Origin of the sequence: Serratia sp. 22264, assembly GCF_052045345.1 — a bacterium.
Taxonomy (GTDB): domain Bacteria; phylum Pseudomonadota; class Gammaproteobacteria; order Enterobacterales; family Enterobacteriaceae; genus Serratia; species Serratia plymuthica.
This window is the reverse complement of record NZ_JBQEOY010000001.1, coordinates 329,196-342,976: the sequence shown is the minus strand read 5'-3', so window position 1 is coordinate 342,976 and position 13,781 is coordinate 329,196. Positions and strand designations below refer to the sequence as shown.

Below are 13,781 nucleotides of genomic sequence, written 5' to 3'. Positions count from 1 at the left end.
AGCATGATTATTCCGGCTTTGGATTTGATCGACGGTAACGTGGTGCGTTTGCATCAGGGCGATTATGGTCAGCAGCGCGACTACGGCAACGATCCGCGCTCACGTCTGCAGGACTATCAACAACAGGGCGCGCAAGTCTTGCATCTGGTCGACTTGACCGGCGCCAAGGATCCGGCGGCGCGCCAGATCCCGCTGCTGCGCAAACTGCTGGCAGGGGTTGACGTACCGGTACAGGTCGGCGGCGGTATTCGCACCGAGCAGGACGTCTCGGCCCTGCTCGAGGCGGGCGCGACCCGGGTCGTCATCGGTTCCACGGCGGTCAAACAGCCGCAACTGGTGCAGGGTTGGTTCGAACGCTACGGCGCGGAAGCCCTGGTGCTGGCGCTGGATGTACGCATCGACGCCGAAGGGACCAAGCACGTGGCGATCAGCGGCTGGCAGGAGAACTCCGACGCCACGCTGGAACAGGTGGTCGAGCAGTTCCTGCCCTACGGCCTGAAGCACGTGCTGTGCACCGACATTTCGCGTGACGGCACATTGGCCGGCTCTAACGTGGCGCTGTATCAGGAAATCAGCCGCCGCTATCCGCAGATCGCCTTCCAGGCATCGGGCGGTATCGGCAACCTGGATGATATCGCCCAGTTACGCGGCAGCGGCGTTGAGGGCGTCATCGTAGGCCGCGCCCTGCTGGAAGGTAAATTTAGCGTTGAGGAGGCTATCGCATGCTGGCAAAACGGATAATTCCCTGTCTGGATGTGAAAGACGGGCAAGTAGTGAAAGGCGTGCAGTTCCGCAACCATGAGATCATCGGCGATATCGTGCCGTTGGCGCAACGCTATGCGCAAGAAGGCGCGGACGAGTTGGTGTTCTACGATATTACCGCCTCCAGCGATGGCCGGGTGGTAGACAAGAGCTGGGTGTCGCGCGTGGCGGAGGTGATCGATATTCCCTTCTGCGTCGCCGGCGGTATCAAAAGCCTGGAAGATGCCAGCCAGATCCTCTCTTTCGGCGCCGACAAGATTTCCATTAACTCACCGGCGCTTGCCGACCCGACGTTGATTAGCCGCCTGGCGGATCGCTTTGGTGTGCAGTGCATCGTGGTAGGGATCGATACCTGGTTCGAAGCCGATACCGGCAAGTATCACGTTAATCAATACACCGGCGACGAAAGCCGCACCCGCGTCACAGAGTGGGAAACCCTGGACTGGGTTAAGGAAGTGCAAAAACGTGGCGCCGGCGAGATTGTGCTGAACATGATGAATCAGGACGGTGTGCGCAACGGTTACGATCTGGAACAGCTTCGACGGGTGCGAGAGGTGTGCAAAGTGCCGCTGATTGCCTCTGGCGGTGCAGGTACCATGGAACACTTTCTGGAAGCTTTCCGCGATGCGGACGTCGACGGCGCACTGGCCGCTTCGGTGTTCCACAAGCAAATCATTAATATCGGCGAACTGAAAAAGTTCCTGGCAGACCTTGGCGTGGAGATTCGCGTGTGTTAACAGAACAACAAAGAAACCAGCTGGACTGGGAAAAAACCGGTAGCCTGCTGCCGGTTATCGTCCAGCACGCCGTGTCCGGTGAAGTGCTGATGCTCGGTTATATGAACCAGGAAGCGCTGGCCACCACCGAACAGAGCGGCAAGGTCACCTTTTTCTCTCGCACCAAACAGCGACTGTGGACCAAGGGCGAAAGCTCCGGCCATTTCCTGAACGTGGTCAGTATCACCCCCGATTGCGACAACGATACGCTGTTGATTTTGGCCAACCCGATTGGCCCAACCTGCCACCTGGGCAACAGCAGCTGCTTCCACCCGGCCGCCAGCGATTGGGGTTTTCTGTATCAGTTGGAGCAACTGTTGGCGGAACGCAAGACCGCCAGCCCGGACAGCTCTTACACCGCCAGCCTGTACGCCAGCGGCACCAAGCGCATTGCGCAGAAAGTTGGCGAGGAAGGCGTGGAGACCGCGCTAGCCGCCACGGTGAACGATCGTGAAGAGTTGACCAACGAGGCCTCAGATCTGATTTATCACCTGCTGGTGCTGCTGCAGGATCAGGATCTGGATTTGAGCAAGGTGATTGGCCGGCTGCGCGAGCGGCACCAGAAATAATCCTGACTCACAGGGGGTAAAGATATTTGCCCCTGATTTATGCGCGTGCAGCGGGAAATAAAAAAGCCGCCGGGTTTAACACCGGCGGCTTTTTTTATGCTTCAAACGTCGGGATTATTCCATCCATTCGGTATGGAATACGCCTTCTTTGTCGATACGTTTGTAAGTGTGGGCACCGAAGTAGTCGCGCTGCGCCTGGATCAGGTTGGCAGGCAGAACGGCTGAACGGTAGCTGTCGTAGTACGCGATGGCGGCAGAGAAGGTCGGCGTTGGGATGCCGTTCTGCACCGCGTAAGACACCACATCACGCAGCGCTTGCTGATATTCGTCAGCGATCTGCTTGAAGTATGGCGCCAGCAGCAGGTTGGCGATGTCGGCATTGTCTGCGTAAGCGTCGGTGATTTTCTGCAGGAACTGAGCGCGGATGATACAGCCGGCGCGGAAGATCTTGGCGATATCGCCGTAGTGCAGATCCCAGTTATTTTCCTGAGAAGCCGCTTTCAACTGAGAGAAGCCCTGCGCATAAGAAACGATTTTGCCCAGGTACAGCGCACGGCGCACTTTCTCGATGAATTCAGCTTTGTCGCCGCTGACTGGCGCAGCTTTAGGACCGGTCAGCACTTTAGACGCGGCAACGCGTTGGTCTTTCAGTGAGGACAGGTAACGTGCGAAAACGGATTCGGTGATCAGAGACAGCGGTTCGCCCAGATCCAGAGAGCTCTGGCTGGTCCATTTGCCGGTGCCTTTGTTGGCCGCTTCATCCAGAATCACATCAACCAGGTATTTACCTTCTTCGTCTTTCTTGGTGAAGATGTCTTTGGTGATGTCGATCAGGTAGCTGTTCAGTTCGCCTTTGTTCCACTCGGCGAAGGTGTCAGCCAGCTCTTCGTTGTTCAGGTTCAGCGCCTGTTTCAACAGGGAATAGGCTTCTGCGATCAGCTGCATGTCGCCGTATTCGATGCCGTTGTGCACCATCTTCACGTAGTGGCCGGCACCGTCAGCGCCGATGTAGGTCACGCAAGGCTCGCCTTCGGCAACCGCAGCGATTTTCTTCAGGATTGGCGCCACCAGCTCATAAGCTTCTTTCTGGCCGCCAGGCATGATTGAAGGCCCTTTCAACGCACCCTCTTCACCACCGGAAACGCCGGTACCGATGAAGTTGAAGCCTTGATCAGACAGTTCGCGGTTACGACGGATGGTGTCCTGATAGTAGGTGTTGCCACCGTCGATCAGAATGTCACCTTTATCCAGGTGCGGAGTCAGGGAAGCAATGGTTTTGTCTGTCGCTTCACCCGCCTTCACCATCAGCAAAATGCGGCGTGGTTTTTCCAGCGATTCGACAAACTCTTCGACGGTGTAGAACGGCGCCAGGTTTTTGCCCGGATTCTCAGCAATAACTTCGTCAGTTTTGTCGCCTGAGCGGTTAAAGATGGAAACGGTATAACCACGGCTTTCGATGTTCAGTGCCAGATTGCGGCCCATCACCGCCATGCCGACAACGCCGATTTGTTGCTTGGACATTTAGGAACTCCTGTCTGAGGATGACACCTGTTAACGGCCCATGGCCAACAGGTTTTTGATGTGGCAAACATGTTAACTCAGGATGGCTCCACGTGGGTAGTGATTGGTGCGATAGGTCACACAATGGGACAATTCCCCAGCAAACATACCCACACCTTGTTACAAGGCTTGACAGAAGAGAGCCGAAGTGAGCGGGATGGAACTCTAAAGTCGAAAAATAGGAATCAGAATCCGCCCATCAACAAAAAAGCCGGCGCATAGTGCGCCGGCTAACATAAAAGTGCATCAAAGATCGGACGCATCAACCAATTATTTCATGAATCGCTCTGCGTGATAAAAATCGCTTCACATAACGTTGCAGGCGATAAGGTACCAATTTGACGCTCCACGCCAGGGCAGGATGCTTGCTCAATTTCCACAGTATCGCCAGCAATTTTTCCTTGCGCCCTTGAGGTGCAGCCGGAGCGACAGGTACAACCTCAACATAAACCGAGGAGTAAACCGAGGCAATCAGGGCCTTATAGTCAATACGCCCCAACTCACTTTCCCGCAGCCAGCTCTCTTGCAAATATTCTTGCTTATAGAAATCCTCGGTACGTCTGGCATTGGCAATATCAAGCAGTGCCTCCGCATTGCCGACGCCAAAGAAAGCCTTAGGATCGTTACGTAAAGACCGCCACATGTCGCACATTTTCTTAACAGAGGAATCCCATGCAATCACGCGACTGTATTGACGTCCGGTCACCCGCTCGCCAAAAGCACCGATATTAGGCACCACAACCGGTATCCCCTGTTCAAGAGCGACGCTTAACGTATAGCTGTAGGTTTCAGGCCACTGAGCCGGATACCAGATCACATCAGGCTTGATTTCATCCAGCTTCTGTTGCAAATCGCGACTTGAATAAGCGCCATGACATTTGACAGCATCACACAGAGGGCGGAAAGCATACCCCAAAAGGTGGAATTCGATATCTTCATGCTTCAAGTCGTTGGCTACTTCATCCAGCATCAAAGCGCCTTTTTCACGGCTTATCGCGCCAAGGACCAATACCTTAAGCTTTTGCCCCGCCTGATAAGCAGAGTTAGCTTCAGGATAAGGTGCATCAACCTCAAAGTCGGGGTGCCAGGCAATAACGCTTTTGTGCGCACTGTTCGGGAAATCACGAATGAAACGGACTTGGGTATCTGCAGAAGGGAAAATGATCCGCTCCGCACTATCCAGCCACGGCGCCAATTTTGTACGCCATTGCTCGGCGGACAGGCCTTCGGGAATAGGATAATGCTCACTGCACACCCGATCGCGGACGGCAACTTCATCACCGGCAAATAACCCGTTCTTATCGGTCAGTGTCGGGTTGGCGTTAACAAAATAGTAATCATGGATGGTAATGTCATAGGTGCATGACAGACTATTTTTCAGATCAAAGATTTTATCGGCCACACCGATCAGATGATGGAAATGAATATGCCCAACACCGATAAAACGTAACAGATTGATCAGGGTGTCATAGCCATGAGCGATATCGATGATGAACTTCTCACGGTATACCGCATCATCCGTATTTAACGAAAGGGCGACACTGCGTCCTTCAACCTCAGGGGTCAACAGCAGGAAGTGGACCTTTTCTTTATAGAATGTAGCCAGCTCACGCAGATGTTGAGTCACTCCCCCACCCATTTTATGGGAAACCAGCAGAACCTTGCTGATATCCTTCTTGGCCAGGATCCGCAATAACAACTGCTGACGGGCTTTCTTCGCAGGGTCCTGCGCTATAAAGTCCATAACATCTTTGGTGTAGTTAGGGTGAAGATTATTCAGCAGTTCCAGTGCGCGTGTCTTGCGCGGGTTCTGTTCTCCGGCGAAACTTACCCCACCTTTGTGATAAACAAAGACGTTAAGCTGATGGAAATTCGGCCAACCGGCTTTCGCTGCACGCTGGCACCAATCGTTTTCCTCGCCATAGCCTCTGCCGAATGTTTCAACGTCAAAATAGCCGACCTCATTCAAGCAATCACGTCGAATGTACATGCAAAAACCGACGCCGGTTGGTACTTCCACCAGATTGTTTTCGCTGCCGTAAGTCGAAAATTGATCGTCCAATTGCTGCACGTTCATTCCCATAAAGAGTTCATTATCTTCACAGAAATTAGGGAAACTGCAAATAGTCGCATTGTTTGAGAAAGGGGTAATGCTGCCTACTCTGCCGCGTGAATATGCAGCTTCGCGAATACGCTCAAGCCAGTCGTTGGCGACTTCAACATCGCTGTTAAGAAGCAGGACATCGCGCTTTGGATTGAGCTTCATGCCACGGTTTACCGTAGCCACAAAACCCAAGTTTTGTTCATTTTCAAGCAGCGTCAAGCGTGCGGTGAGCGCTCGTTCGCGTAACCATTGGGTCAATTCTGGCTCCGGCGACGCATCGTTGATCACCACCAGTTGCGCCCAATGAGGCAAAGTCGCTAAAGCAGATTCGATGCATTCCTGAGTTTCTTCCAAACCCGCGTAAACAGGAACAACGACGTCCACAATGATCTCAGACTGCGTACCCATGGATGTTTCCAGCATGCCGATTTTTTCTTGCAACTCATTAAGTTTGACATTTTTTGACGTCAGTTCTGAGTTCAAGACTTGAATTGTGCTCATTAAAGTACGAATTTTCCTTTCAACACTACCATCTTCAATAATAGAAGATGCCTTTGTTTCCATATCAGCATCGCGCATACCATCACCACAGGTAATATAATAATTGACATGTTTCACTATTATCTCTTCCTCTGTTGGAGAAGAGAGTCGGAAACGAATATAATCAACATCAAATAAAAACTCAAATGGAACCAGATACGAGAACAAATAAAATGCTAGCCGGTTTACCTTTTCTGCCTGATTAATAACATTACAAAATGCATAGGAACAGTCGCCCAAGACGGTAACAGGTACATCCAACAGCATCGCCTCTAGCCCAACACTGGAGTTTATCGTCAAAATATGCTTACAACGGGTAATAAAAGCAATGCTACTTACTGAGTGATCAATAGCATCCTTACCTTCCTGCAAAGAAAAACGACTGCCCGGATGGCTGCGAATCAACTTTTTGCCGGCAAAGGTGGAATCAGCATAATCAAGCAATGACTGATTATTGAATGAGTTGCTGAAAGCGATGATATTCGAATCGTTTTCAACCTGCAGGGCTATACCTACATCGAATTTTTCTTCAGCTTGCTCTGCCGGTACTTCTACAACCCCACTTCCATCTTGATCTACAAACGCTGGTTCATCGGTCTGTTGATGTGCTTCATGCGCAGTCTCGACGCCGTTTGTAAAGAAATCACGCAGATCACTGATCTGTGTATTTTCATTAAAGTTATAGCAACTCTCATGATAACGCGTAGCCGCTTCGGTATTGCCATTTACTCCGCTAAAATCAAAGTAAGCCGTCGACAAATACTCTGGCGAACGCAGAGGACCCAATTCCAGATTGACTACTCTGATATTTTTCTTTTGAGCCGCCGAGTTTAGTGAAGGGCAATTACACCAAGTCAGTATACACTCAATGTCATCTGCATTATTCAGTGCAGCTAGAATCTCAGATTCTAACTCTGGAATCACTTCGGTAATGAATTTTTTAAAAAGCTCATCAGGATTATTGAAACATTGTCCAATATAGCCACCAAAAAATGACTCATCAATTAGGCTGATTTTATGATTATCTTCCAGATCCTTAAGATCCGGCAATCGGAAGCCTAATCGTTTTTGCGAGTCATCTTCAAGCTCCCAACGATGTTCCTTTTCCCATAATTCAAGAGGCGATAAATAATCACTACCCATAATGAAACGCACAGGTTCTTTAATAGACGTCAAAACGCGATAAAAGAACCATAAATAGGGCGCTTTAACGCCTCTGAATGGGTAGGCAGGCAAGAAAACACTAATCATTATTTTACCTCATCGGCAACAATTTGAATGGGTGCATGAATCACTCCCCCCAGTTCTCGTGAGGACCAAAACTTGAGTTTTCCAATAGGTCGCCGCTGGTCCAGCTCTTCTCGCTCACCATTGTTAAAACATGCCAAACCACAGTGAATGAGATAATCACCTGCATTAATCGGCAGTTTAACTTTATATTTTAAAGTTTGTGAGCCAGGCTGTAATGTCAGAGGATGCCCAGCTCCGATATTATTGTCCCCCCATATATCGCCTCCTTGAGCGCGAGAGATGGAGATCCCCAAAACTACGTCAGTAATCACCTCGGAAGCCGCCAGAGTGAAGTTGAAATACAGCTCCTCACCGGACTTGACCAAAGGTTTCTCAGCCAACGGCGTTCCATCAGCTTTAATGACCGAAAATGCTTCGATAATAGCGCGCGCAGTACCAAACCGCTTCTCATCCACACCGGCATTGACCGACGCTTGCTGCATGGCCCGTAGCTCTTCCACGCCATAAGTGGTTGAGGAGCTGACTGAAGGAGAGGGTGCGGCATCTTGACTCTTTTCAGAAAGCAGCATGCCCTTTTCATAGGCCAGTACCGCTGCCAGCACGTCCGTTGTGTCGCCGACCAATTGACCATCGCTCATCACCAGACAACGATCGGCATATTCCAAAATACTGCCGGTTGAATGGGTCACCATAATGATGGTCGTACCCTGTTGTTTCAGTGCTTCCATTCTTTTGAAACATTTATACTGGAAGCCGATATCCCCTACCGCCAGCGCTTCGTCAACGATCAGGATTTCCGGATCAATACAGGCCTGCACCGCAAAAGCCAGACGGACATACATACCGCTTGAATAGGTTTTTACCGGCTGATCGATAAACTCACCGATATCTGCAAAATCGGTGATGCTCTGAAACTTACGATCGATTTCAGCTTTGCTTAAACCCAACACGCTACCGTTTAGGTACACATTGTCCCGGCCGGTAAACTCGGGGTTAAAACCTGCCCCCAACTCCAGCAGAGCCGCAATTCGCCCATTTACCTGAATGTCGCCGGAGGTCGGGGTCAATGTCCCACATATCATCTGGAGCAGTGTGGATTTACCCGCACCATTTCTGCCGATAATGCCTACCGTCTCTCCCCTATTAATAGTGAATGAGACATCTCTGAGCGCCCAAAACTCGCGGAAGTAACTACGGCTTTCTCGACGCGCAGCGCGTTGTAATTTAGGCGCAAAAAACTGCTTCAGACGATCTCGTGGGCGAGAGTATATCTGGTAGCATTTGCTTAAGCCGTTAACCTGAATCGCAATCTCATTAGAGGACATCGGCAAACCCTTTTCTTGTTCTCTGGAAAAATGCATAGCCCAGCCACGCAACGGCCATAGCTGCCAAAGTGTACAATGCCAACCCGCCCCAGTTAGGCATACGGCCCCAGATCAAAATATTACGCGCTTGCTCAATAATAAATGTCAATGGATTCAACATGATCCAGATTCGGTACTTTTCAGGTAAAGCAGTGATTGGGAAGAACACCGGAGACAGAAACATCATCACGGTAGTAATAATCACCGTGGTTTGACCAACATCACGGATAAATACGCCCAACGAGGCCAAAATCCAGGCCAAACCAAGACAGAATATGACCAAAGGCAAGAAAACCAACGGAGTGAACACCAGGGTCCAATGCAAATAGCCGTTAAAGAGGAAAAACGCGCCAAGTAAAACCAGCAGGCTTATCAGCGTGTGAAACAATGCGGCACACAGGCCAATGACCGGTAAGGTTTCCAAAGGAAACACCACTTTCTTCACATAGTTGGTATTGCCCAAAATAATTTGCGGTGCGCGATTAATCACCTCTGCAAAAAATCCGTGGACAATCATACCCACAAAGAGAATAACGGCGAATTGCGTGCGGCTTTCATCTCCGCCAGCAGACCAACGAGCCTTGAAAACCACTGAAAAAACAAATGTATATACGATAAGCATGAACAGTGGGTTTAAAAATGACCACGCAAGGCCCATCGCTGAGCCTTTGTAACGCCCAACAACTTCGCGTTTGGTCATCTGCAGGATTAGCTGTTTATAGCTCCATATATTACGCAACAAGGATAATGGTGACACTGGCTGATTTTTATGCGGATTGCTCATTCTCCTTCTCCTTGTGTTGCCCTGGCGATGCGCTTCATCGTCTCGTTTCCAGTAAAAATATACATAATCAATACCTTAATACCGTTAAATATGCCGGTAGCTAAACGTCTATTCGCTCTGAATGTTACAGACTACGGTTGCCTTCTTTCATAGGAATACTCTTTAAGCACTGTTGGTTATAATGGCGGCGTTGACGATCGAAAAACCATCCCCACTTGTTAAAATAGGCTATTGCCGATCGCACATGATGGCCCAACAAGATCAGGCTTTCATACGAGCCTTTGCCAAAGACATGCGTGATTGTCGAGCCTGAAAAGTAGATGATCTCAGTATGTGACAAGGCTCTACGGCAGAGATCCACGTCCTCCAGGTACATAAAATAACGCTCGTCGAAACCGCCAAGTTTTTTCAAAAGCGATGACGTTATCAACATGAAACAACCCGATACGGTTGGCACAGCAAAAGTTTCATCATAATTTGCCCCCTGCAATTCGTAGGAAACATCCAGCTTTACTCCCACACGGGGTATAAAACGGCGCAGCAGCAAATTCGCCGGCGTTGGCAGCAATCTGCAACTGTGCTGGAAGCGACCATCGCTATAGCATATGCGTGGGGAAACGAATTGGTGCCCGCCTTCGCAGGCAAAATGATGCAAACGCGCTAACGCGCCAGCTTTAAAACTGATATCCGGATTGCAGATCAGAAAATAATCACAGCGGTCGAGATAGCGTTTCATGCTCAAGTTGTGCCCATGCCCGAAGCCGCCGTTTTCCGGAGAATGGATGTAGCTTATGCGATCATTTCCCAGGTTGGCGGCCCAATCTGCCCCACCGTTGTTGATCAGGACAATTGTACCAACGCACTGTTCGTTAAGGAGCGAAGTCAGCGTCTCCTCCACTTGCTCATAGCGGTGGTTAAAGAGAACGATAGATGCAACTACCTGAAATTTTTCTTGTTCTACAGCCATGCTGTATCTACTTCCTCAACCCATAATCTATTGCAGTAACAAAAAGTCATGCTATCTGGGTGGTCATAAGGCTCAATGCCGATCGAGATGAGGGGCAAGTGATTTACCTATAAACAAAAACATCAAAGGGGATAACATTATCCCCTTTAATCTCATCCAATTGAAAGATCATTACTGCGATAAAATCTTACGGAGCACAGTTTTAAGCTGTTGTTTCCAAGGGCTGGGTCTAAGGTTCAAAGCGCAGATTTTGTCAGTACTGAGAATCGAGTAAGCAGGGCGTGATGCAGGAGTCGGATATTCATGGCTCGCAATAGGATTAACTTTCACCTGGTGCGGGTACAAAGTGCAGACTTGCGCTTCTTCGAAAATAATTTGCGCAAAATCGAACCAGGAAACCGCACTATCGCCACAGTAGTGATAGATGCCACAAGGCACTTGCGTTTTTGACAGCATAGCAACGACAGCAGCCGCAATATCGCCGGCATAAGTTGGGCAACCATACTGATCGCTCACTACCCCAAGCTCACCTCGCTGTGCCCCCACTCGCAACATGGTTTTTACGAAGTTGTTACCGTATTCACTGAATACCCAAGCAGTTCTTATCACGACGGTTTTAGGGTTAGCTTTCAGCGCGGCATGCTCACCATCAAGCTTGGTTTGACCATAAACGCTTTTTGGTGAACAGGGTGTATTTTCACAATAGGGTTCTGACGCAGTACCATCAAAAACATAATCGGTTGATACGTGTACGAAAGGGATATTCAACATTGCCGCTGCAGCCGCTAAAAAGCCAGGCCCATCGGTATTAATCGCTTTGGCACGTTCCGGTTCCGACTCAGCCTTATCTACTGCTGTATACGCGGCGGCATTGACAATAGCATCAGGCTTAAACTCAGCAACAGCCTTGGATACGGCGCTTGAATCGGTAATATCCAATTGCTGACTGTCGGTCGCCATCAGCACCCAACCTTCCGGCAGGCGATCGATAAAACAACGCCCGAGTTGCCCCGCAGCGCCGGTCAAAAGTACACGCATTAAAAAAGCTCTCTGAGTAGTTTTCCCTGCAAATCTTTCGGGGACAGCAGTGGCTCGCTGATTGGCCATTCGATACCTACTTCTGGGTCGTTCCAAAGCAGGCAAGCCTCATTACTCGGATCATAGTAATCGGTACACTTATATTCAAAATCAGCAGATTCCGAAACAACAACGAACCCATGGGCAAGACCCGGCGGCACCCAAAGCTGATTTTTGTTTTCTTCCGACAGGTAAACGCCAACCCATTTCTTGAACGTCGGCGAGTCGGGACGAATATCAACAACAACATCGTAGACTTCACCGCGTACTACACGAACCAGCTTACCCTGAGGTTTTGCCGTTTGGAAATGCAACCCACGCAAGACACCGTGTGATGAACGGGAGTGGTTGTCCTGTACAAAATCGACATCTATCCCCAACACTTCCTGGTAACGATTTTTCTGAAAAGTTTCCATGAAAAAACCGCGGTGATCACCGAAAACCTTGGGTTCTATTAGCTTTACACCTGCAACCTGCGTCTCTATTACTCTCATTAGGAACCTGCTCACAAAAAACTTTACCCAGAGACCCCGAATTATGCTTATGAACACGCGCTATCACTGAGTCTACACTTCATTTTAAGGTATTTTTGAACGAACCTTAAACAAACTCACGTACGTATGACACAAATAATATATGGTCTGCGAAGGGGTGCGAGACTAGCACAATTAGCCAAAACATCCGATATCATAAAGTAAAAAAAATGCGCAATGATTTCACCCAACCGAAAAAAAACTTTTCAACTAATTGTTTTTACTTTGTTTTATGAAAAACTCGGTTCTGCGCCGTACATAAAACGGAGCGTCTGCTTACATTTCATGAAATAACATTTACCCCATTACCTATCAAAGATCGCAGGCCCATACAGAGAGTACAGACCTGCTTCCCCCATCAGCGGTGATAACCCTGAGGGTTTTTCTTCTGCCAATTCCAGGTATCACGCATCATGTCATCAACGCCACGGCTTACTTCCCAACCCAGTTCTTGGCGCGCCAGGTTCGCGTCCGCCCAGAACGCCGGCAGGTCTCCGTCACGACGGGGCAAAATTTGGTAGGGAATTTTTACTCCTGACGCTTTCTCAAAAGCCTTCACCATGGCCAATACCGAGTGCCCTATCCCAGCGCCCAGATTATACGCTTTGAAACCATCAACTTTCTTCAGATGATCCATCGCCATCAAGTGCCCTTCGGCTAAATCCATCACATGGATATAATCGCGCTCCCCGGTGCCATCTTGCGTCGGGTAATCACCGCCAAATATCCCCAATTTATCCAATTTACCTATCGCCACCTGCGCAATATAAGGCAGCAGATTGTTGGGTATACCATTCGGGTCTTCGCCAATCGTTCCCGATTCGTGAGCACCTACCGGATTGAAATAGCGCAAGGCAACAATAGAGAACTGCGGTTCTGCCTTGGCGAAGTCTTGCAGAATTTGCTCCACCATCAGTTTCGATGTGCCGTAAGGGCTGGTAGTCCCACCGATCGGCGTGGTTTCAACATAAGGAACAGGGGAATTGGCACCGTAAACCGTTGCGGAAGAGCTAAAAATAAACTGGTGTACCCCCGCACGACGCATTTCCTCAAGCAATACCAAAGTACCGGAAACATTATTTTGATAATATTCGAGCGGTTTGCGGGTCGATTCCCCCACGGCTTTCAGCCCTGCAAAATGAATCACCGATGAAATGTCATGCTCATCAAAAATGCGACGCAGGCATTCTCCGTTTTGGATATCCCCTTGGTAGAAAGTCGCTGCTTTTCCCGCCAACTGTTCAACGCGGTACAGCGACTCCTTTGATGAATTCGACAGATTATCCAGCACAACGACATCTTCGCCGCGCTCCAATAAAACCAACACGGTGTGAGATCCAATATAGCCTGCACCGCCGGTGACTAAAATCGCCATAACAACTCCCTACACGCTCCCGTAGCGCTGAATGTAAAAATTTATACTCCATTCTAACCTTCAAGTCAGTCAGAAATATCCCGTTACGGGAAAATCTACCTGACTGAATGTCATCCTCG

11 protein-coding genes are annotated in these 13,781 nt (G+C 49.5%); 3 read left to right on the top strand and 8 right to left on the bottom strand.

The features are described from left to right. Positions 1-3 precede the first annotated feature (3 nt). Genes hisA through hisIE form a run of 3 tightly spaced genes read left to right on the top strand, consistent with a single transcriptional unit; the run spans position 4 to position 2,107 of the window. Positions 4-741 carry a 1-(5-phosphoribosyl)-5-[(5-phosphoribosylamino)methylideneamino]imidazole-4-carboxamide isomerase gene (hisA, locus tag ACTJJ1_RS01640; RefSeq protein ID WP_004942443.1) on the top strand — a complete coding sequence of 246 codons (738 nt, stop codon included), beginning with the start codon at positions 4-6 and terminating at the stop codon, positions 739-741. Then, entirely contained in the window at positions 723-1,499 is a 777-nt protein-coding gene (gene hisF / locus ACTJJ1_RS01635) for an imidazole glycerol phosphate synthase subunit HisF (protein ID WP_004942441.1), read from the top strand. The genes hisA and hisF overlap by 19 nt, the downstream gene beginning before the upstream one ends. Further along, a complete protein-coding gene (gene hisIE, locus ACTJJ1_RS01630) occupies positions 1,493-2,107 on the top strand; it encodes a bifunctional phosphoribosyl-AMP cyclohydrolase/phosphoribosyl-ATP diphosphatase HisIE (RefSeq protein WP_004942439.1) in 615 nt (204 codons plus the stop codon). Before hisF ends, hisIE begins: the two co-directional genes overlap by 7 nt. Before the next feature lie 114 nt (positions 2,108-2,221). On the opposite strand, the gene gndA is transcribed toward hisIE, so the two are convergent. From gndA to galE, 8 genes are all read right to left on the bottom strand, one after another. Next, positions 2,222-3,628, bottom strand: a complete 1,407-nt coding sequence (gene gndA / locus ACTJJ1_RS01625; RefSeq protein ID WP_004942437.1) for an NADP-dependent phosphogluconate dehydrogenase — start codon at positions 3,626-3,628, stop codon at positions 2,222-2,224. A gap of 301 nt (positions 3,629-3,929) precedes the next feature. Further along, positions 3,930-7,562: a GT99 family glycosyltransferase N-terminal domain-containing protein gene (locus ACTJJ1_RS01620; RefSeq protein ID WP_440832119.1), complete on the bottom strand. Its 3,633-nt coding sequence runs from the start codon at positions 7,560-7,562 to the stop codon at positions 3,930-3,932. Next, on the bottom strand, positions 7,562-8,887 hold the full coding sequence (locus ACTJJ1_RS01615; protein ID WP_440832117.1) for an ABC transporter ATP-binding protein: 1,326 nt from the start codon (positions 8,885-8,887) through the stop codon (positions 7,562-7,564). The genes ACTJJ1_RS01620 and ACTJJ1_RS01615 overlap by 1 nt, the downstream gene beginning before the upstream one ends. Further along, positions 8,877-9,710 (bottom strand): ABC transporter permease, encoded by an 834-nt coding sequence (locus ACTJJ1_RS01610; protein WP_062791480.1) that lies wholly within the window; start codon positions 9,708-9,710, stop codon positions 8,877-8,879. Before ACTJJ1_RS01610 ends, ACTJJ1_RS01615 begins: the two co-directional genes overlap by 11 nt. Positions 9,711-9,834: 124 nt before the next feature. Then, a complete protein-coding gene (locus tag ACTJJ1_RS01605) occupies positions 9,835-10,677 on the bottom strand; it encodes a glycosyltransferase family 2 protein (protein WP_440832114.1) in 843 nt (280 codons plus the stop codon). 171 nt (positions 10,678-10,848) lie between these two features. After that, positions 10,849-11,715 (bottom strand): dTDP-4-dehydrorhamnose reductase, encoded by an 867-nt coding sequence (gene rfbD / locus ACTJJ1_RS01600; RefSeq protein ID WP_004942425.1) that lies wholly within the window; start codon positions 11,713-11,715, stop codon positions 10,849-10,851. Continuing rightward, entirely contained in the window at positions 11,715-12,248 is a 534-nt protein-coding gene (rfbC, locus tag ACTJJ1_RS01595) for a dTDP-4-dehydrorhamnose 3,5-epimerase (RefSeq protein ID WP_440832112.1), read from the bottom strand. Before rfbC ends, rfbD begins: the two co-directional genes overlap by 1 nt. A gap of 397 nt (positions 12,249-12,645) precedes the next feature. After that, a complete protein-coding gene (galE, locus tag ACTJJ1_RS01590) occupies positions 12,646-13,662 on the bottom strand; it encodes a UDP-glucose 4-epimerase GalE (RefSeq protein ID WP_004942421.1) in 1,017 nt (338 codons plus the stop codon). Positions 13,663-13,781: the final 119 nt, after the last annotated feature.